Source organism: Parabacteroides sp. AF17-28, assembly GCF_003479205.1.
In the GTDB taxonomy this organism is placed as follows: Bacteria; Bacteroidota; Bacteroidia; order Bacteroidales; family Tannerellaceae; genus Parabacteroides; species Parabacteroides acidifaciens.
The window spans coordinates 140,718-160,351 of sequence record NZ_QUGV01000011.1 but is presented as its reverse complement, the minus strand read 5'-3'; the positions used below and the strand labels follow the sequence as shown (position 1 = coordinate 160,351).

General features: G+C 47.2%; 17 protein-coding genes. 8 read left to right on the top strand and 9 right to left on the bottom strand.

The window, feature by feature from the left end; all coding sequences use genetic code 11:
- Positions 1–236 precede the first annotated feature (236 nt).
- The 6 genes from DWW90_RS10375 (at position 237) to der (ending at position 5,591) form a co-directional block, all read left to right on the top strand.
- The gene (locus DWW90_RS10375) at positions 237–1,391 is read left to right on the top strand and encodes a HAMP domain-containing sensor histidine kinase (RefSeq protein ID WP_122332097.1); all 1,155 of its coding nucleotides are present in this window, start codon (positions 237–239) and stop codon (positions 1,389–1,391) included.
- A gap of 88 nt (positions 1,392–1,479) precedes the next feature.
- Positions 1,480–2,067 (top strand): DUF177 domain-containing protein, encoded by a 588-nt coding sequence (locus tag DWW90_RS10370; RefSeq protein ID WP_115500838.1) that lies wholly within the window; start codon positions 1,480–1,482, stop codon positions 2,065–2,067.
- A 12-nt stretch (positions 2,068–2,079) separates the two neighbouring features.
- The gene (rpmF, locus tag DWW90_RS10365; protein ID WP_005634607.1) at positions 2,080–2,265 is read left to right on the top strand and encodes a 50S ribosomal protein L32; all 186 of its coding nucleotides are present in this window, start codon (positions 2,080–2,082) and stop codon (positions 2,263–2,265) included.
- A 105-nt stretch (positions 2,266–2,370) separates the two neighbouring features.
- Positions 2,371–3,375, top strand: coding sequence for a beta-ketoacyl-ACP synthase III (locus tag DWW90_RS10360; RefSeq protein WP_122344911.1), 1,005 nt, complete (start codon positions 2,371–2,373; stop codon positions 3,373–3,375).
- Positions 3,359–4,249 carry a GTPase Era gene (gene era, locus DWW90_RS10355; RefSeq protein WP_115500840.1) on the top strand — a complete coding sequence of 297 codons (891 nt, stop codon included), beginning with the start codon at positions 3,359–3,361 and terminating at the stop codon, positions 4,247–4,249. The genes DWW90_RS10360 and era overlap by 17 nt, the downstream gene beginning before the upstream one ends.
- A gap of 28 nt (positions 4,250–4,277) precedes the next feature.
- Entirely contained in the window at positions 4,278–5,591 is a 1,314-nt protein-coding gene (der, locus tag DWW90_RS10350) for a ribosome biogenesis GTPase Der (protein WP_122344910.1), read from the top strand.
- 120 nt (positions 5,592–5,711) lie between these two features.
- On the opposite strand, the gene DWW90_RS10345 is transcribed toward der, so the two are convergent.
- The 3 genes from DWW90_RS10345 to DWW90_RS10335 are packed head-to-tail and all read right to left on the bottom strand — an operon-like array spanning position 5,712 to position 9,076.
- Complete coding sequence (locus DWW90_RS10345) at positions 5,712–7,475, bottom strand: DUF4091 domain-containing protein (protein ID WP_122344909.1); 1,764 nt, start codon at positions 7,473–7,475, stop codon at positions 5,712–5,714.
- 50 nt (positions 7,476–7,525) lie between these two features.
- Complete coding sequence (locus DWW90_RS10340) at positions 7,526–8,599, bottom strand: TIGR04133 family radical SAM/SPASM protein (RefSeq protein WP_122344908.1); 1,074 nt, start codon at positions 8,597–8,599, stop codon at positions 7,526–7,528.
- Positions 8,600–8,605: 6 nt separating this feature from the next.
- On the bottom strand, positions 8,606–9,076 hold the full coding sequence (locus DWW90_RS10335; protein WP_115500847.1) for a radical SAM-associated putative lipoprotein: 471 nt from the start codon (positions 9,074–9,076) through the stop codon (positions 8,606–8,608).
- 361 nt (positions 9,077–9,437) lie between these two features.
- Between DWW90_RS10335 and DWW90_RS10330 the strand changes: the two genes are divergently transcribed.
- Both DWW90_RS10330 and DWW90_RS10325 read left to right on the top strand, forming a co-directional pair.
- Entirely contained in the window at positions 9,438–11,285 is a 1,848-nt protein-coding gene (locus DWW90_RS10330) for an ABC transporter ATP-binding protein (RefSeq protein ID WP_122332091.1), read from the top strand.
- 24 nt (positions 11,286–11,309) lie between these two features.
- On the top strand, positions 11,310–13,739 hold the full coding sequence (locus DWW90_RS10325) for a glycoside hydrolase N-terminal domain-containing protein (RefSeq protein ID WP_122344907.1): 2,430 nt from the start codon (positions 11,310–11,312) through the stop codon (positions 13,737–13,739).
- 145 nt (positions 13,740–13,884) lie between these two features.
- On the opposite strand, the gene DWW90_RS10320 is transcribed toward DWW90_RS10325, so the two are convergent.
- From DWW90_RS10320 to pstC, 6 genes are all read right to left on the bottom strand, one after another.
- Complete coding sequence (locus DWW90_RS10320) at positions 13,885–14,265, bottom strand: nucleotidyl transferase AbiEii/AbiGii toxin family protein (RefSeq protein WP_122344906.1); 381 nt, start codon at positions 14,263–14,265, stop codon at positions 13,885–13,887.
- A gap of 313 nt (positions 14,266–14,578) precedes the next feature.
- The gene (locus DWW90_RS10310) at positions 14,579–15,781 is read right to left on the bottom strand and encodes a porin (protein ID WP_122344905.1); all 1,203 of its coding nucleotides are present in this window, start codon (positions 15,779–15,781) and stop codon (positions 14,579–14,581) included.
- Positions 15,782–15,821: 40 nt separating this feature from the next.
- Positions 15,822–16,499 carry a phosphate signaling complex protein PhoU gene (gene phoU, locus DWW90_RS10305; protein WP_122344904.1) on the bottom strand — a complete coding sequence of 226 codons (678 nt, stop codon included), beginning with the start codon at positions 16,497–16,499 and terminating at the stop codon, positions 15,822–15,824.
- Between the two features lie 33 nt (positions 16,500–16,532).
- Positions 16,533–17,285 carry a phosphate ABC transporter ATP-binding protein PstB gene (gene pstB / locus DWW90_RS10300; RefSeq protein WP_233547705.1) on the bottom strand — a complete coding sequence of 251 codons (753 nt, stop codon included), beginning with the start codon at positions 17,283–17,285 and terminating at the stop codon, positions 16,533–16,535.
- Between the two features lie 52 nt (positions 17,286–17,337).
- Entirely contained in the window at positions 17,338–18,225 is an 888-nt protein-coding gene (gene pstA, locus DWW90_RS10295; protein ID WP_122344902.1) for a phosphate ABC transporter permease PstA, read from the bottom strand.
- 8 nt (positions 18,226–18,233) lie between these two features.
- Entirely contained in the window at positions 18,234–19,424 is a 1,191-nt protein-coding gene (gene pstC / locus DWW90_RS10290; protein ID WP_122344901.1) for a phosphate ABC transporter permease subunit PstC, read from the bottom strand.
- Between the last annotated feature and the right edge of the window lie 210 nt (positions 19,425–19,634).

Genomic DNA, 19,634 nt, shown 5'->3' with positions numbered 1-19,634 from the left:
AAAGCGAAGTGAAGAGGAGTTAGTTCATTTGAACTGACTCCTTTTTCTGTTTATAGAGGTTATCCTTTTTTCCTCTTTTCCTCTTTTCCTCTCTACGCACAGTCTGGAATGTATGGAAACGACTTTTAAGCTTGGTACAAGCGTGAATGTAGCCAAGTGTAAAGCGACAATCTGGGCTCATATTATAATATTCCCTATTCTTTGCCGTTCAATATATATTGACTGAATATTTCGATATGAAAAGTATATATGATTCCCGGCAACGGCTGAAGTATGTGTTTATTTTTACGGCAATTCTGATCTCGATTGCTTCACTTGTTGTTTCCGATATGTTGATCAAAGATCTGGCACGGGAAGAGCGCCAGATGATGGAAGTATGGGCAGAGGCTACGCGGCTTACGGCGAGTAAGGATGCTGCAGTGGACATGTCGCTTGTTTTGAAAATTCTTCAAGGCAATACGACTATCCCGGTTGTGCTTTGTAACGACAGGGACAGTATTATGTCTCTCAAAAATATAGATCTGCCGGAAAACAATGTGGAAGAATTTGAAAAGGCAAAAGTGCAGGAGTTGAAAAGCAAGAATACGATTGTGATCGATATGGAAGACGGAACGTTCCAATATGTCTATTATGACGACTCTATTATTCTGAAACGGCTGTTGATTTATCCTTATGTACAGTTGTCAATAGTCTTTGTCTTTATTGCAATCGCTTTTTTGGCACTTGCGAGCACGAAGAAAGCCGAACAGAACAAAGTGTGGGTCGGACTATCCAAAGAGACGGCGCATCAGTTAGGAACGCCTATATCGTCTCTGATCGCATGGGTGGAATATTTGCGGACAAAAGAGATCGATCCTTCCCTGTTGAGTGAAATGGAGAAAGATGTGAAACGTTTAGAGACGATTGCAGAGCGTTTCTCCAAGATAGGTTCTAATCCCGACCCTGCTCCTGTCGATATTAATAATTCGATCCGTACGGCATTAAGCTATATGAGCACGCGCATATCTTCAAAGGTCAAGATCTATACTCATCTAACAGCTGAACCGATTCAGGTATTGATGAATGATTCTTTGTTTGCCTGGGTCATTGAAAACCTGACAAAGAACGCTGTTGACGCGATGGAAGGGCAGGGAGAGATTACTTTCCAAGTGGAAGAGCGTGATAAAGTTGTCCGCATTGACGTAACAGATACCGGTAAAGGAATTCCCAAGTCGAAGTTCAATACTGTATTCAATCCTGGTTATACAACCAAAAAACGCGGTTGGGGGTTAGGGCTCTCATTGGTGAAACGTATCATAGAATCCTATCATGGCGGAAAGATATTTGTAAAGAGTTCGGAGGTCGGTAAAGGGACGACTTTCCGCATAGAGCTTAGAAAGTATAAGTGCTAAAATCCCTGATAATAAAAAATAACTGCGAAGGTGTTGCATTTGTGTTTAGTTTTTTCGTACCTTTGCAAGGTTTTTACACTAAAAGGCTTTGGGAAAGTTTAAATTATATAATGTAGATTTGAAAAATCTCGCTCCGGGAGTTCATGAATTTGACTACTTACTGGAGAATAAGTTTTTTGTGGACATCGATGGAGACCAGGTCCAGAAGGGCAAAGTGAAGGTTCACCTCACTGTAAAGCGGTCGTCCGTGATGTTTGAAATGAACTTTCAGATAGAAGGTGTTGTTATGGTTCCGTGCGACAGATGTCTGGACGATATGGAAATCCCTATCGACACACACAATCGCCTGGTGGTAAAGTTCGGTAAAGAATATGCCGAAGAAAGTGACGAAGTAGTTGTTATACCGGAAGATGAAGGCGCCATTAACCTGGCGTGGTTCCTGTATGAATTTATTGCATTGGCTATTCCTATGAAGCACGTACATGCTCCGGGAAAATGTAATAAGACTATGTCGTCCAAGCTGAAAAAGCATACTGCCAGAAGTACTGACGACGGAGATGAAGAATACGAAGACGAAAGCGTGGATGAAGATATCACGATCGACGACGACGTATCGACAGCAACAGATCCGCGATGGGATGGTCTGAAAGGTTTACTTGAGAATGATAACAATTAAATAAATTAAAACATGGCACATCCTAAAAGAAGACAAGGTAAGACAAGAACAGCCAAGAGAAGAACTCATGACAAGGCTGTCGCTCCCACAATGGCTATTTGCCCGAACTGCGGCGCATGGCACATTTATCACACTGTATGCGGCGAATGCGGCTATTACAGAGGTAAGTTGGCTATCGAAAAAGAAGCAGCTGTGTAAGTTTATCCGGACTGAATTAAGTTTTGATAAACCAAGAAATAGCCCTAAAAGTTTTTTTAGGGCTTTTTTTTAATTGGGATATATAGTCCTTTTATTTTAAAGATTATGGATAAGATTAATGCGGTTATTACAGGTATTGGCGGATACGTTCCCGAAGATGTATTGACAAACGAAGACATTTCGAAATTGGTTGATACGACGGATGAATGGATCATGACACGTGTAGGCATCAAAGAACGCCGAATTTTGAAAGGCGAAGGGATTGGTACCTCATATATGGGCATACGTGCTGTGAAGCAGTTACTCGAAAAAACGAATGTAAATCCGGAAGAAATAGAAGTGATCCTGACGGCTACAACTACGCCTGACCATCATTTCCCAACTACTTCCTCCATAATTGCTTACCATACCGGCTGCAAGAATGCAATGACTTTTGATTTGCAAGGTGCTTGTGCCGGTTTTTTGTATGCACTGGAAACGGGTTCAAACTATATTCGTTCGGGACGCTACAAGAAAGTTATTGTGGTGGCCGGTGATAAGATGACCGCTATCACAGACTACCAGGACCGTTCTACCTGTCCTTTGTTTGGCGATGCTTGTGGCGCTGTATTGCTTGAACCTACAACGGAAGAAGTTGGGGTTATCGATACAATCTTGCGTACGGATGGTGTAGGCTATTCGCATCTGATTATGAAATCCGGCGGCTCTGCCTATCCTCCTTCTCACGAGACTGTGGATAACCGGGAACATTTCGTTTTCCAGGATGGAAAATATGTCTTTAAGTATGCCGTTTCGTATATGGCTGATGTGGCAGCTGAGATTGCAGAACGCAATCAGTTGACACATGACGATATCGCTTGGATCGTGCCTCATCAGGCAAACCTGCGTATTATCGATGCGACGGCCAAACGTTTGGGCGTGGATATGGATAAGGTAATGATCAATATCCAGAAATACGGAAATACCAGTGCCGGAACAATTCCTATCTGCCTCTGGGAGTGGGAAGACAGGCTGAAGAAAGGGGATAACCTGATCCTTGCAGCATTTGGTGCCGGCTTTACCTGGGGTGCAATTTATCTTAAATGGGGGTATAATGGAAAACAAGCATAAGTCCGGCTTTGTTAATATCGTCGGTAATCCGAATGTTGGAAAGTCCACGTTGATGAACCGTCTGGTGGGAGAGCGTATCTCGATCATCACGTCGAAAGCGCAGACTACACGGCACCGTATTATGGGAATCGTGAATACCGCCGATATGCAGATCGTGTATTCTGACACGCCGGGAGTCCTGCATCCAAACTATAAGTTGCAGGAGTCTATGCTTAATTTCTCGCAGTCGGCACTTGGTGATGCCGATGTGCTGCTCTATGTAACCGATGTCGTCGAGAAGATTGACAAGAATGAAGAATTTCTCCAGAAGGTCCAGAAAGTGGAATGTCCGGTCCTGTTGCTGATCAACAAGATCGATACGACCACCCAGCCCGAGCTGGAAAAAATGGTTGCCGAATGGAAAGAACTTCTTCCGAAAGCCGAGATCATTCCGATCTCTGCCCTTTCGAATTTTAATATAGATTACGTAAAACACAGGGTGGAAGAGCTGATGCCTGAATCTCCCCCCTATTTCGAGAAAGATGCGCTTACCGATAAACCGGCCCGTTTCTTCGTTACGGAGATTATTCGCGAGAAGATCCTCCTGTACTACCAGAAAGAGATTCCGTATGCGGTAGAAGTCGTAGTGGAGCTGTTTAAGGAAGAAGCCGAGCTGATTCACATTAAGGCGCTCATTATTGTTGAACGCGATTCCCAGAAAGGAATCATCATCGGGCATCGTGGCCAGGCATTGAAAAAAGTAGGTGCTATGGCCCGCAAGGATATCGAACGCTTCTTTGAGAAGAAGGTTTTCCTGGAAATGTTTGTCAAAGTCGAAAAAGACTGGCGCAACCGGGATAACATGCTGAAGAACTTCGGTTACCAGCTGGATTAATTAACAGCACAGACAGAAAAAGTTGTTTATGGGAAATATTGTAGCAATAGTTGGTAGGCCCAACGTAGGAAAGTCCACCCTGTTCAACCGTTTGACACAGACGCGTCAGGCGATTGTCAACGAGGAAGCAGGCACTACCCGTGACCGTCAATACGGCAAGGTGGAGTGGACCGGTAAAGAATTTTCGCTGATTGACACCGGCGGATGGGTAATTAATTCGGATGATGTTTTTGAAGAAGAGATAAACAAACAGGTGAAGATCGCCCTCGAAGAGGCAGACGTGATCTTGTTTGTGGTGGATGTATTAAACGGTATAACGGACTTGGACAACGAGGTTGCAGCCATCCTGCGCCGTCATAAGAAACCAGTGATTGTGGTTGCCAACAAAGCGGACAACTTCGATTTGCATCCTGCTGCTGCAGAATTTTATTCGTTCGGGTTGGGTGATCCGTTCTGTATCTCTGCCATCAACGGTTCTTGCTCCGGCGATCTGCTGGATAAGATTGTTGCTACACTTCCGGAAGACAAGCCGGAGGAGTTGGAAGAAGAGCTGCCCCGTATCGCCATCATCGGTCGTCCGAATGCAGGCAAATCTTCTTTGATCAACGCCTTTATCGGTGAAGACCGCCATATTGTAACGGATATTGCCGGTACGACCCGCGATTCCATCTATACGAAATATAACAAGTTCGGCCTGAACTTTTACCTGGTAGACACGGCCGGTATCCGTAAGAAAGGCAAGGTGAACGAAGACCTGGAATATTATTCCGTGATTCGTTCGATCCGTGCCATCGAAAATTCGGATGTCTGCGTGCTGATGCTGGATGCCACCCGTGGTATCGAGAGCCAGGATCTGAACATCTTCTCATTAGTGCAGAAGAACAAGAAAGGCCTGGTTGTCTGTGTAAACAAATGGGATTTGGTGGAAGACAAGAGCCAGAAAGTGATCGAGACGTTTACGAATGCGATCCGCGAACGCTTGGCACCGTTTACCGACTTCCCGATCCTGTTTATCTCGGCACTGACCAAGCAGCGTATCCTGAAGGTGCTGGAAACAGCCCAGGTGGTTTTTGAGAACCGCAAACGCCGCATCCCGACAGCCAAGCTGAACGAGATCATGCTGCCGATCATCGAGAATTATCCGCCGCCCGCATGGAAAGGCAAATATATAAAGATCAAATATATCACCCAGCTTCCCGCAGGCCAGGTTCCTTCGTTTGTATTCTTTTGTAACCTTCCCCAATGGATCAAAGACCCGTACAAACGCTTCCTGGAAAACAAAATCCGCGAAAACTGGGAGTTCACAGGAACACCGATTAATATATTTATTCGGGAGAAATAAGGAAAACAGAAGAGAAATGTTATTCTTGTAAATAAAGAGACTTAAGTCTTTAAATAGAAATCCCCTTGTAGTGCGTATCAAGCTTCTCCAAGGGGATTTTTGTTATCTCAAAAAAGTAGATTACAGCGAATTTAGCAACTGATTCAGTTTATTTACCATCTCGGCTGCCGACTTTTGCGTCTCGGATAGGCCTTCCGGTGTAAACATGGAGACTGCTTTGTTCAATTTGTCTAATTTGCTACCTTTCAGTTCTGAGCGGAGGATGCGGATCTTTTCGCAATCTTGGATACCTTCGACCAGACGTTCGAAGCGGATACTGCTACGTGGTCCAGGATAGATACTGTATGTATCGCCGGCTGCCCAAGTACGGAAACGGGAGTCGCGTAGCGGATCGGCTGTCCAACTGTTCACAGCCCAGCGCAGGTAGCCATCGTAGCCTCCGGCGATGGCATGTAGAGCCGTCCAGGGAGCTTCGGCAGGATCAGAGAAAGTGAACGTGTTCGGGAATGCCTCCGAGCAGCAGGTGTAAACCGTACTGATCTGTCCCTTGCGTTCGCGTTCGGCTTTTACATCTTCCGGGAATTTGTGGCCGTAAGGAATAGCCAGGTAATACAAGTCGGACTGGATTTCGGGATGGTAGTTGCCGGCCAGCGTGATTTTAAATTCGGGATCAGCCTGCTTGATCACTTTGATGGCTTCGCGCATGGCTTCCATCGGACGTTCGTCCATCGAGATAGCTGTCTTTTCGAACCAGCCTTTTGCACGCAGGTGGCGGGAGAAGTCTTTCAGGAAAGAACCCCAGTAGTCGGCATATTCGGCATCGCCTGGTTTGGCTTCGATAAATTGCACGCGGTTGGTTGCCTGATCGAAATAGTCGAAACTCAGTGCCCAGGGGATCATTGTGTAGCAACTGATCAGATCCTTGATGCCCACTTCGTTCATCATAAATTCCACCCATTTGTCGAATACAGTATAATCATATTCCCATGTGCCGTCGATTTTCTTGATGCGAGTGACCATGCTGTCGTAATGATCTTCGGTCTGTCCGGCCCAGGGTTTGTGCATGATGCTGGTCGTGATGGCACGTTGTCCGGCGTTAGCCAGCATTTTCATGATCGGGCGCATTGCGTCGAAATGTTCTTTGCTCCAGAGCGGAACCTGATAGTAGCGGGCTACGGAATACGGGTTTTGCCACAAATCCAAGTGGAAAGCCCAGTCTTGCGGGGCTGGTAACGTACGGTTCAGCACGTTTACCTCGAATTGTAGGTTCATCGCCTGGAAATTCTTTCCCGAAACGGTCAATGTCCCTTTGTATTTCCCGGCGCGGGCATCGGAGGGAACCCATACGTTCAGCCAGATCGGTTGAGTCGTGCGGGCTTTAATGTCTTGTATCTTGACAATGTCCAGCACATCGGCAACGACGGACGAATCCCATTCGGCTTTGTTCTCACGATGTCCGCAACCGCCTTTGCGGTCTTTGTTCAGCTCGTCGGTCATGACATAGTGTACAAAATTCGTCGTGATGGCAGAAGCCGGAATGACGGAAGAACCGTTCTTAAGCTCGCTTACCGTGATGGTTGCCTCTTCCAGGTCATTCTTGGTCCACAGCACAGCCTGTGCATTTATCCTTTCGCCTTTCCAGGCTTTTGTTTGCAGACGTGTTGTCTTTTTCACATCGGGAACGTCCAGCTTTTTATAGCGGATATCCGTTGTGCCCCAGCTAAACTCGGTTGGCGTTTTCATCTTGTTCCAGACTTCCTCACTGTCGTGCGGCTTTGTGTCTGTCAGTTCCTCATAATTGCCCAATGGATATTTCTCTGTCTGTTGAGCGAAACAGACGGGCCCAAACGCAAGTAAGGCCGATAAGATTAGAGCGTTTTTCATGTACGATTGTTGTTTTTTTAGTTTACGAGGGTAAAGATAAGAAAGAATTTTCAATTGCCAATCCTTTTGTAATGGCAAGTAATCAGGTCCCCATTCTCGTCGTGCAGGTGCATTCCGCTGCCTTCGCAATAGCGGAACATGTCGCAGTCGGCACACTGTCCTTTCCGGGCCCATTTCCGGTTGCGATATTCCTTGAAGCCGTTGTTCCAGACGTCGATAAAGCTGTCTTTGTAGATGTTTCCCTGGTGATAGTTGGCGCGGATGCTCGGACAGCCGGAAATGGAGCCGTCTATCAGGACTGATGCGGTGCTGACACCTGCGTCGCAGTGGAAAATCTGGTCGCGCACTTCGCCTTCATAGTTGCCGAGGAAGCCCTCGCAGGCAAAGTCTACGTGTATCTTTCCTTCGTGGCGGCAATGGCGGATAAACTGAAGGACCCAGGTGAACTGTTTGTCGTCGATCTGCAATTCCGGTGTTTCTGCCGCCCGTCCGACCGGGAAAATGGTAAAGATGCGCCAGTTGCGGACACCCATCTCGATCAGGAACTCTTTGAACAGCATCAGGTCCTTAAAATTCTTCTGGTTGACGCAGGTCACGACATCCCACGAGATTTCTTTTTCTTCCGCCAGCATCGCAATCGCATTGACGGCACATTCGAAACTCCGGCGATTGCCCCTGAGCCAGTTGTGCGCCTCTTCGAAACCGTCGAGGCTGATGGTGATGGAGTGCATACCGGCGGCAAGCAACGAATCCAGTCGTTCGCGGGTGAGCAGCAATCCGTTGGAGACGATTCCCCAAGGATATTCACGTTTGTTCAGTTCCCGTCCGCAGACCTCGATGTCCTTGCGAACCAACGCTTCCCCTCCGGTAAAGACGATCATTACCTGGTGCGGGTTCACATGCGGCGTGATCTCGTCGATGACTTTCAGGAAATCTTCGACCGGCATATCGGGATGCGCCGACGAAACATGGCAATCGCTTCCGCAATGGCGGCAGGACGCATTACAACGAAGCGTACACTCCCAGAAGAGCGTACGCAACTCATGTATCTTGGCCCGGTTTCTCCGGATACTTCTGAATAGTTCTAAAGCAAGACGTTTTCGCAATCCAGGGCGTTTATCCATGTGCTTTTATTTATTATTTTCTTCTTTCTTCTTTTTGAGAACAATTGTAACTTCTTTTGTCGCTTCTCCCAAATACCAGCTGCCGTCTCCACCGGTTAGTTCCGCTCCTTTAAAAGAAACCGATACGCTGTCCGGCGCAAAGTTGCCTCCGTTTTCTTCTCCGTCGATATCAGTCAGCAAAAGCGGAATTTCATTTCTTCTGCTAAAACCGTCGAAAGTATAGGAAAACTCTCCTTTATTGTTCGTGTACAGCGTGTCTGCATAGGGAATGTCTTCCCCGTATGGAGAACATATCCGGATTCCGGGAATGGGGATATTGGTTTCATTCGTCACTTGCCCTTTTATGGTATAATTGGAATGTGGACAACCGTACATATCATATTCAATCCGGTTGCATGCCGAGAAACCTAATAACGCAAGTATCCCGCCCAGTAGCCAGTTGATACTTTTCAGTAGAGAAGTAGAAACCTTTTTCATATTTTTATAGCATTTGTTTATACTATATAGATGCAAAGATAACGTATATAGTTGCACATCTTATCGTTTTATCCTTACTATTTTACCTTTTTCTATTAGGACTCTTATCCGTTCGACCGGCAACAATAAACCGTCCGCTTGGCGGTGAACGATCGTCCGCTTGCTGGTGAACGATCGTCCGGCGCCAAGCGAACGATCGTTCGCCGCCAAGCGGACAACTAATGGAAGCCGTAGAACGAGTGAAAAGAACGGCGTCCGGCAGCTAAGGAATCGGGGACAATGAAATAAAATACCGCTTGATACCCGGAATAAGCCGGATATTGAGTAACTTGCGGCCCTAAATTCAATCTATCAATCAAACATGAAAGATTTTCTGCGTATACTGAGGCGCTTTGTGCCTCCCTATAAGAAATATATGGTGTGGAATGTGATATTCAATATCCTGTCTGCCATATTGAATCTATTCTCCTTTGCTTTAATTATTCCCATTCTGAATATTCTTTTTAAGATTAGTGACGAGACATATACATATATCGACTGGACGTTCAACCCGCTGTCTTTCGAGGCCTGGAAAGCGACCCCCGAGTTGCTGAAAAATAACTTCTTCTGGTTTGTGTCCGATATGATCGAGACGAAAGGCGGATCGTTTACGCTTATCATTTTAGGTATATTCCTGGTTGTGTCGACTTTCATGAAGGTCGGGACGATGTATCTGGCTTTTTATACGATGATTCCGATCCGTACGGGAGTCGTGCGCGATATCCGCAACCAGATCAACCGCAAGATCACGGAGCTCCCGCTTGGCTTTTTCTCGGAAGAACGGAAAGGTGACATCATTGCCCGTGTGTCGGGTGACGTGAACGAGATCGAGACATCCATCATGAGTTCGCTCGATATGCTCTTTAAGAATCCGATTCTGATCCTGATTTACCTGATCGGGATGATTGCGATCAGTTGGCAGTTGACGCTTTTTGTCTTTATCCTGCTGCCTGTTGCCGGTTACGTGATGGGCCAGGTCGGAAAGAAACTGAAGCGGAAATCGTTCGAGGGGCAGCAGCAATGGGGCTATCTGATGAGCCAGATCGAGGAAACATTGGGCGGCCTGCGGGTCATCAAGGCTTTTAATGCAGAGAAAAAGATACAGGATCGTTTTGAGAAGAGCAACGAGACATTCCGCCGGTTGACGAACCGCATTTATCGTCGCCAGCAATTGGCGCATCCGATGAGCGAGTTCTTGGGAACGGCTACGATCGCGATTGTGCTTTGGTATGGCGGTACGCTTATTCTGAGCAGTAACAGTCCGATCGACGCCTCTACCTTCATTTATTATTTAGTGATTTTCTATAGTATTATCAATCCGGCAAAAGATCTGAGCAAAGCGTCCTATGCCATCCAGAAAGGCCTTGCTTCCATGGATCGTGTGGATAAGATACTGAAAGCGGAAAGCGATATCAACGATCCGGAGAACCCGAAACCGATTGCCTTGAACGAGAGTATCCGTTATCAGGATGTATGGTTCAAGTACCAACATGAATGGGTGTTGAAAGGCATTGACTTGACGATACCGAAAGGGCGTACGGTGGCTTTGGTCGGACAGTCCGGTTCGGGAAAGAGCACGCTGGTGGATTTGCTGCCCCGTTTCTATGACGTGGATAAAGGCAGCATAACGATTGACGGTACGGATGTGCGTGATGCGACCCTGTACGACCTGCGCAGCCTGATGGGAAATGTGAACCAGGAGGCGATTCTTTTTAACGATACGTTCTTCAACAATATCTCTTTCGGAGTGGAAGGAGCTACGCTTGAACAGGTACAGGAGGCGGCCCGCATCGCCAATGCGCACGATTTCATTATGGCGAGCGAAGAAGGATATGATACCAATATCGGCGACCGGGGCGGCAAGTTGTCCGGCGGACAGCGCCAGCGCATCAGTATTGCCCGCGCGATCCTGAAGAACCCGCCGATCCTGATCCTCGATGAGGCGACTTCTGCGCTCGACACCGAGTCGGAACGTTTGGTGCAGGAAGCTTTGGAGAATCTGATGCGTAACCGTACGACGATCGTGATTGCACACCGCCTTTCGACTATCCGGAATGCAGATGAGATTTGCGTGATGCACGAAGGCGCGATTGTGGAACGCGGACGGCATGACGAACTGATCGAACTGAACGGATACTATAAAAAGCTTTGCGATATGCAAAGCTTCTGATAATAACTTAAAGATTTAATAGCCATGAAACTAAAATGTCTCTCGTTCATATTGCTTTTCCTGGCAGGATGCAATATGCCGGAAGTAAAGACGGGCAAGCCGTTGTCCTATCATTTTGATGCTCCCGCAAAGATTTGGGAAGAAACATTCCCGTTAGGTAACGGGCGTCTCGGATTGATGCCGGACGGAGGTGTCGAAACGGAAAACATTGTCTTGAATGAAATCTCCATGTGGTCGGGAAGCAAACAGGATACCGATAATCCGCAGGCTTATTATTCGCTGGCACAGATACGCCGTCTTCTTTTTGAAGGCCGCAATGATGAGGCGCAGGAGCTGATGTACAACACCTTCGTCTGCAAGGGTGAAGGAAGCGGACAGGGACAAGGAGCAAATGTCCCTTATGGTAGTTATCAATTGCTGGGCAACCTCGTATTGGATTATGATTATCAGGATGCGGCAGACTCGATCTCTGCCTACCGGCGTGAATTGAATCTGGATAACGCGATTGCGACTGCCTCTTTTAAAAAGGGGAAAGTGAATTACGGCCGTGAGGTTTTCACTTCCTTTGCCGATGATTTGGGCGTGATCCGTCTGACTGCCGATGCCGACAGGGCCTTGAACTTCTCCTTCAGCATGAATCGTCCCGAACATTATCTGGTGACGGCCGACGGCAATGACTTGTTGATGCAGGGGCAATTGCCCGATGGAGTCGATACGCTCGAGATGAAAGGCCTTCGCTATGCATCCCGTATCCGTGTCCTTTTGCCGAAAGGTGGAACTGTCACTCCGGGCGATTCTACGATTTCCGTGCATAATGCTTCCGAGGCTATTCTGCTGGTCAGCATGGCTACCGATTATTTCGACAAAGATCCGGACGGCAAGGTTGCATCTTTGCTGGCGAATGCCGAAAAGAAAGATTATGCCTCCTTGAAGAAAGCACATGTCGCTGCTTACCGTTCTCTTTTCGGACGTGTAGAATTGGATCTGGGACGTTCTTCCCGGGAAGACCTGCCGATGGACGAACGTCTTGCCGCTTTCAACGAAGATCATAACGATCCTTCGCTGGGCGCACTTTATTTCCAGTTTGGCCGTTACTTGCTTATCTCGTCTACCCGCGTCGGCCTGTTGCCTCCTAATTTGCAAGGGCTTTGGTGTAATACGATCAATACGCCCTGGAATGGCGACTATCATCTGAATATCAATCTGCAGATGAACCATTGGCCGGCTGAGGTTACAAACCTTTCCGAGCTGCATCTCCCGTTGGTGGAATGGACCAAGAAACAGGTTGCCAGTGGCGAGCGGACGGCAAAGGCTTATTATAATGCCCGTGGCTGGGTGACGCATATTTTGGGTAACGTCTGGGAGTTTACAGCTCCGGGCGAGCATCCGTCGTGGGGGGCGACCAATACTTCCGCTGCCTGGCTTTGTGAACATCTGTATATGCATTATCTCTATACATTGGATAAAGAATATCTGAAAGAAGTCTATCCTGTCTTGAAGGGCGCTTCCCAGTTCTTTGTGGATATGCTGGTGGAAGATCCCCGCAACAAATATCTGGTGACGGCTCCGACGACTTCGCCGGAGAATGGCTATAAGCTGCCGAACGGCCATACAGCCCATATCTGTGCCGGTTCTACGATGGACAATCAGATCGTGCGCGAGTTATTCACCAACACGATCGAGGCTGCCGGTATTTTGGGTATCGATTCGGATTTTGCCGGCGAACTGTCTGCCAAGCGTGCCCGCCTGATGCCGACGACGATCGGTCAGGATGGGCGTATTATGGAATGGCTTGAACCGTATGAGGAAACAGAACACCATCATCGTCACGTGTCCCATCTTTACGGTCTGTATCCGGGTAATGAGATTTCAATGGAACAGACGCCGGAGCTTGCCGAGGCTGCCCGTAAGTCGCTTATTGCCCGCGGCGATAAGAGCACAGGTTGGTCGATGGCTTGGAAGATCAATTTTTGGGCGCGGTTGCACGATGGCGACCATGCTTATAAGTTGTTGGCCGACCTGCTTCGTCCGTGTGTGGACCGGAAGACAAATATGACGAACGGCGGCGGTACGTATCCGAACCTGTTTTGTGCACATCCTCCTTTCCAGATCGATGGAAACTTCGGAGGTTGCGCCGGTATTGCCGAAATGCTGGTGCAGAGCCAGACCGGACGGATCGAATTGCTTCCGGCCCTGCCTTCTGCCTGGAAAAGCGGCAGTTTCAAGGGGCTGAAAGTGCGTGGTGGTGGCGAAGTGTCCGCTAAATGGTCGGAAGGCCAGCTGACAGAAGCCGGCTTGAAAGCATTGGTGACTGATACTTTCCGCATCAAACTCCCTGCTAATTCAGCCAACATGAGCATCAAAATCAACCAGAAATCCGTCTCCCTCCCCGTTGTCGACGGCATGTTGGTCGTAGACTTGCAGGCTGGGGATCAGTTGGGGTTGATGTTTTAAATTGGTTATTTGTATAAAAGAGGGGCAAAAGAGTTTTTGATCCCCTCTTTTTATTTAGAAAGTAAGTGATGAAATCTGTTTTTGCATTTCTTCTTTTATCACATTCCAATCAATAATACTAAACATGAGTGGTTCGGGTTCTTCTTCAGCCGGTTATTGCCGCCAGCTTCATGGCGCAAATATCTTCCAGACCTGCCAGTCGAAGAAAATCTGTGTTATTCACCGGAGCTAACCAAGGATATCCATAGTTTACAAGATCTACTTTTATATTGTTAATGGTGAAGATATGGATGTTCTTTGAGTTCTTTATAATTGAAATGTTTCCTAAAGGACGGATTATTTCAAGAACCTCATCCGGCTCTATAGACAAAGCTCCAAATAAATCTAAATCAACAGATGTTCGATGGCCAATTTGTAAAGCCAGTGAAGTGCCTCCTGCCAGACGCAGATTTTCAAATTCCGGAATAGCCAGAAGACTTTTTAGAAGTTCCAGTGTTGCGGGATCGATTGTTTTGTAGTGTAGCATCTGAACTGTTCTCTTGGAATGTGTGATATTGTTGAAATAAAAGCGAGAGCCCGAGGCTCGAGATCCCGGAACTTTTTTGCGATACAAGCTATATCAGATATTGGAATATAACGACAAAGTAAATACCAGTCATTTAAAGTACCGTATTCCAGTATACGTTTGATAATAAAAGCGCAATGATGATCCCAATCTAATTTATCCCGGTCTGTATCCCAGAATAGATGCGGGGAGAACTTTCCGATAATGTCTTGTTTGACTGTTTGCATATTGCTTTTTTGTTTATTATTCTGTTTACAAATATACAGACTTATTCTTAATACAATGGAAGTTTGTAGATAAATCCGATTGAAATTTTCCCTGTGTTTTCAATGGAAGCACCCAGCGCTTTCGCTTTTCCCGTCAAGCTGTAGGAGCGGCCTGTCCCTGTCAGGAAGATGTGCAGGTTTTCGTCGGCCATCGGATAGAACTCGATACCGGCCTGATAGCCCCATGCGGTACGGTATTTGCCGGAAGGGGGCGCGTCTTCGCTGTTTCCGCCTTTGTAGATGGAGCCGGTTTCATACATGCCTTTGGCAAAGACATTCCATTTCGGGTGGAAACGGTAATTCATTTCTGCGACAAACGAAAGATACTGGACGTTGCGGAGACAAACGGGGCCTTCTTCATCCTCGTCGGCAGCCGGAACCAATTCGGTCAGGATGCCCAGCGGGTCGAGCGGACCGCGTGTGTACATCACATCCAGATAGCCGTCGAACGGACCGGAGCAGACATTGTGTCCAGCCCAAGCCATATACATCCATTTCCCTTTTGCCTGTTCGCCTGCAGTAGCCGAATAACGGAGGTTTACTACTTCGTCCAGATAACTGCTGTTCCAGTTAAGTGTATAGAAAAGAGGGGCACGTGGTTTTTCGATTCTGGCAGGTAGCACGCCATAAGCATCTTCCATGCTGCCGATACGGTTGTCCGTCACCTGTACACGCAATTCCTGTGAGGGTGTCAGCTGGTACGCCAGTGTTGCACCGGTGAAATAGCAATCCATATATTCATTCATGTCGCTGTATTCGTATATCTCGAACGGATTGAGGTCATATTCAAACCCGCCCCAGGTGGCATCCTGCTTCCCGAGGATGACAGTGAACTTATCGTTGAGGCGGTAGCCGATCAAGGCATACTCGATTGATTCCGGCAGGTTTTCCAGCTCCATGCCTTCATTCCCCTGGTTGAGGTTTTGCCGGTACCAGTAGAAGAGCCGGTCGTTTACTTCGCCGGCGGCTTCGAGCTTGATATGGTTAAAACGAAAGGCGGCTTCATCCAGCTTGTTGCCGGTGAAGAATGTGTTGAAAGAGGCGTGCATTTCCAAATTCAGATTGAATACATTATTCCGCCGGGGAATCTTGGTTGCATATTCAAACAGGGAAATGGCAGACGAATCCCGTTCCGGGATGATCGATTGCGCCTGTAAGGATGTAGTACATAAAAAGAAGGCTGACAGCCAGAATGCCGTTAGTCGTTTCATTGTCGATTACGATTGTGTTTGATTCTGGCTGCAAAGATAACTATTTCTCTTCTGTTTTGCCCATGTGTTTCATCACCTTTGCATCCAGATAAAAGATCAGCTCTTCTGCAATATTCGTACAGTGGTCGCCGAAACGTTCCATCTTGCGGATTACACCGGCCATGTAAAGACCAGCCAACGCACTGCTCGGATGAGCTTCGATATAGTTGGCAATCAGGTGTGTCGAATTATGGTTGATCTCGTCGATAAGATTATCTTTCATGAAAATGCGAGACGCAATTTCCGAGCTTTCTTTTTCGAAGGCTTCCTGGGCGAGAGAAAACATCGAGAGAAGTTCTTGTAACATCTCTTCTACACGGGTGTCTTTCACCAATTCCGGGTCAAGCGGTTCCCCCTCCGGCAGGTTGACGGAGAAACGGGCGATACTTTCGGCGAAGTCTCCTAACCGTTCGAGGTTCGTATTGATCTTATACATGGCCAGCACGAAACGAAGATCGACTGCTACCGGTGCATACAGGGCGATGATATCCTCGCAGTCACTGTCTATCTTCAGCTCGAATGCATTCACGCGGCGTTCGCGGTTGATTACTTTATAAGCGAGTTCCTTGTCGCCTGTCAGCATGGCTTCACCGGCATTGTATATCTGCTGGTGGACAAGCGCCCACATTTCGTTGATTGTATTCTTCAACGTTGTTATCTCTTTTTCAATGACTTTCATCGATCTATTAATTTTTAATTATTAGTTTATTAATTATCCGAACCGTCCCGTGATATAGTTCTGTGTCGACTCCTTTTCCGGGTTGGTAAAAATCTTACGCGTATCTCCGTATTCGATCAGCTCTCCTAAATAGAAATATCCCGTTTTATCACTCACACGGGCAGCCTGCTGCATATTGTGTGTGACGATCACAATGGTATATTCTTTCTTCAATTCATGCACCAGGTCTTCAATCTTGCTTGTCGAGATCGGATCGAGGGCTGAGGTAGGTTCGTCCATCAGCAGGATAGAAGGGGAGATTGCGAGTGCACGCGCAATACAAAGCCGCTGTTGCTGGCCTCCGGAAAGGGCGAAAGCCGAATCTTTCAGCTTATCTTTTACTTCATCCCAGAGAACCACCTGTTTCAAGCTTTTGACTACTGTCTCTTCAATATATTCATTGTCATTAATACCGTTTACGCGGAGCCCGTAAGCGACGTTTTCAAAGATTGTCTTTGGGAACGGATTCGCTTTCTGGAAGACCATCCCGACATTTTTACGGAGCGTGTCTACCTTTTCTCCTTTTTCATAGATATTCCGTCCGTCGATGAAGATTTTTCCTTCCAGGCGTGTGTCTGGAATCAGATCGTTCATGCGGTTGAATAAACGGAGGAATGTAGATTTTCCACAACCTGACGGCCCGATAAAGGCAACCGAGGTATTGGCTTCTATCTGCATCGATATGTTTTTCAATGCATGGAAGTCGCCATAATAGAAATCTACGTTTTGAGCATCAATCTTTATCATGATATGAGTTATGAATTGTGAATTATGAATTCTGAATGTTTGATGAATGCGTCTAATTCATCTTTACCTTTTTAGCAAAGTAGTTACGCAATGCATTGGCCAGTAGGTTGACAACCAGCACGATTGCGATCAGAACTAATGCCGTTCCATAGGCCATGCCCCGGGCAGCCTCGATATCCGTACCGCTGGTCGAGATTACATACAGGTGGTAGGGCAATGCCATACACTGGTCGAAAATGCTTCCCGGTAACTGGGGAAGGAAATAAGCCGCGACAGTGAACAGGATCGGTGCCGTTTCCCCCGAAACGCGTCCGACGGACAGGATCAAACCGGTGATGATATTCGGGAATGCCATCGGGAGTACCACGCGGCGGATCGTTTGCAGCTTCGTTGCACCTAAGGCTAAGCTTCCGTGGCGGAAGGAATCATCGATACTCTTCAAGGCCTCCTCCGTTGTACGGATAATCAGCGGTAACGACATCAGCGCCAGTGTAAACGAACCGGCTATGATAGAGTCGCCCCATCCCAGTGTATTCACAAACAGCGACATACCGAACAGCCCGAACACGACCGAAGGCACACCGCTCAGGTTATTGGTCATGATGCGGATGAAGCGTACTAATTTGCCGTTTGTCGCATATTCATTCATATAGATACCGCTCATGATTCCGATCGGGAAACTGATGATACTGCTTCCGAGGATCAGGTAGAACGTTCCGACGATTGCCGGATAGATTCCTCCTTTTGTCATGCCGTCTTCAGGCGCTTTCGTCAGGAAATCCCAGCTGATCACGCTGCCTCCCTTGATGATGATAAAGCCCAGGATCACAAACAGGATTACGACTACTAAATAGCTCAGGAAGGTAAAGAAACCGAAAGCCAACTTTTGCGAGGAACGTTTCTTTGCGTCTATATTTCCTACTTTTTGTACAGGTGCCATATTATTAATCAGATTTTTCTTTTGGATGAGATATATTCAACCGAGATACTCAATATCAAGGTTATGAGGAAAAGGACCGCACCCAGCAGGAACAACGCTTCGTAATGTGCACCGCCTGCAGGTGCCTCCCCAAGTTCGGCTGCGATCGTTGCCGGAATGGTACGTACGGGTTCAAAGAAGGAAGTCGGGATGACTGCCGCATTTCCGGTGACCATCAGGACCGCCATTGTTTCGCCTATCGCACGTCCGATACCCAATACGATAGCCGATGTGATACCGGAAATCGAGTACGGGATTATCACTTTGTAGATGGTTTGCCATTGGGTTGCTCCCAGCGCAAGACTTGCCTCTTTCATGGCGCGCGGTGTTGTCCGCATGGCATCTTCTGCAACCGTAATGATAGTGGGGAGAGCCATGATGGCCAAGACTACACTACCGGCAAAAGCCGTTTCACCGACAGGCAGATGAAGCCCTTTCTGTATCAATGGTACAATCACCACCAACCCGAAGAATCCGTAAACAACAGACGGGATGCCGGCAAGCAATTCGATGATTGGTTTCAGCAAACCGCGTGTCCGTTTGCTTGCAATCTCCGCCATGTAGATCGCTACGGCCACACCGAAAGGAAGCGACAGGATGATTGCACCGATACTGACGAGCAATGTCCCTAACAACAGCGGGACCAACCCGAATATCGGGGCGGGAGTGGAGGTCGGATACCATTTTGTCCCGCCGAAAAATTCCCCCGGTGTAATTTTCTCTTCCGGGAGAACCCTGCCTTGGAAGCCTTTCTCTAACAGGTATTGTTTGGGGAAGAATGCAATGATGCCGGGCTCTTTAGCTACCAATTCGCTGATTTTCTCGGGCACATACTGGAATTCGTCGCCTAACTCTTCTTCGGAGTAGTAATTGGTCAGATCGGAGAAACGGAATATCAGAATATCCTGGTCCATCCCGTTTATCTCTTTCCAGTTGCTGATATTGCCATCGAAAATATCCATGATCTTCTCCGGCGATAATTTGGTGACATCGTTCTTTTCATTTACGGCAAGTACATAACCTTCTTCAGTGGCCGGAGTATTAAAAAGGCCGCCGGCCTCTTTGAACAGGAAGAACACGATCAGCAAAATCGTAAAGCTGCTGACGCTCCCGCTAATAAGCAATCCCCCTTCTACAATCTTTTCGAAAAACTTTTTCACTTTGTTTACCTTTTTATTCTGATGCAAAGGAACGAAACAGAGATTAAGAAGCTGTTACATGGGGTTGAATGAGATGTTACGATTGCATTACATTTATGTTTCAAACATCTCTGCATGCTTTTATTCAATTGACTCCGATGAAATTCGGAGTCGTTCCTGATTTTATTCCCGGATTTTGCTGTTTCTTAGGAGAGATTCCTGTATATTTGT

Bases quoted from the DNA above. Each gene is read 5' to 3' on its own strand.
- phoU (WP_122344904.1), bottom strand. From the start codon at position 16,499: ATGAAAGTCATTGAAAAAGAGATAACAACGTTGAAGAATACAATCAAC.
- rpmF (WP_005634607.1), top strand. From the start codon at position 2,080: ATGGCACATCCTAAAAGAAGACAAGGTAAGACAAGAACAGCCAAGAGA.
- DWW90_RS10360 (WP_122344911.1), top strand. From the start codon at position 2,371: ATGGATAAGATTAATGCGGTTATTACAGGTATTGGCGGATACGTTCCC.
- DWW90_RS10335 (WP_115500847.1), bottom strand. From the start codon at position 9,076: ATGAAAAAGGTTTCTACTTCTCTACTGAAAAGTATCAACTGGCTACTG.
- DWW90_RS10375 (WP_122332097.1), top strand. From the start codon at position 237: ATGAAAAGTATATATGATTCCCGGCAACGGCTGAAGTATGTGTTTATT.
- DWW90_RS10310 (WP_122344905.1), bottom strand. From the start codon at position 15,781: ATGAAACGACTAACGGCATTCTGGCTGTCAGCCTTCTTTTTATGTACT.
- der (WP_122344910.1), top strand. From the start codon at position 4,278: ATGGGAAATATTGTAGCAATAGTTGGTAGGCCCAACGTAGGAAAGTCC.
- DWW90_RS10325 (WP_122344907.1), top strand. From the start codon at position 11,310: ATGAAACTAAAATGTCTCTCGTTCATATTGCTTTTCCTGGCAGGATGC.
- DWW90_RS10320 (WP_122344906.1), bottom strand. From the start codon at position 14,265: ATGCTACACTACAAAACAATCGATCCCGCAACACTGGAACTTCTAAAA.
- DWW90_RS10345 (WP_122344909.1), bottom strand. From the start codon at position 7,475: ATGAAAAACGCTCTAATCTTATCGGCCTTACTTGCGTTTGGGCCCGTC.
- pstB (WP_233547705.1), bottom strand. From the start codon at position 17,285: ATGATAAAGATTGATGCTCAAAACGTAGATTTCTATTATGGCGACTTC.
- DWW90_RS10330 (WP_122332091.1), top strand. From the start codon at position 9,438: ATGAAAGATTTTCTGCGTATACTGAGGCGCTTTGTGCCTCCCTATAAG.
- era (WP_115500840.1), top strand. From the start codon at position 3,359: ATGGAAAACAAGCATAAGTCCGGCTTTGTTAATATCGTCGGTAATCCG.
- DWW90_RS10340 (WP_122344908.1), bottom strand. From the start codon at position 8,599: ATGGATAAACGCCCTGGATTGCGAAAACGTCTTGCTTTAGAACTATTC.
- pstA (WP_122344902.1), bottom strand. From the start codon at position 18,225: ATGGCACCTGTACAAAAAGTAGGAAATATAGACGCAAAGAAACGTTCC.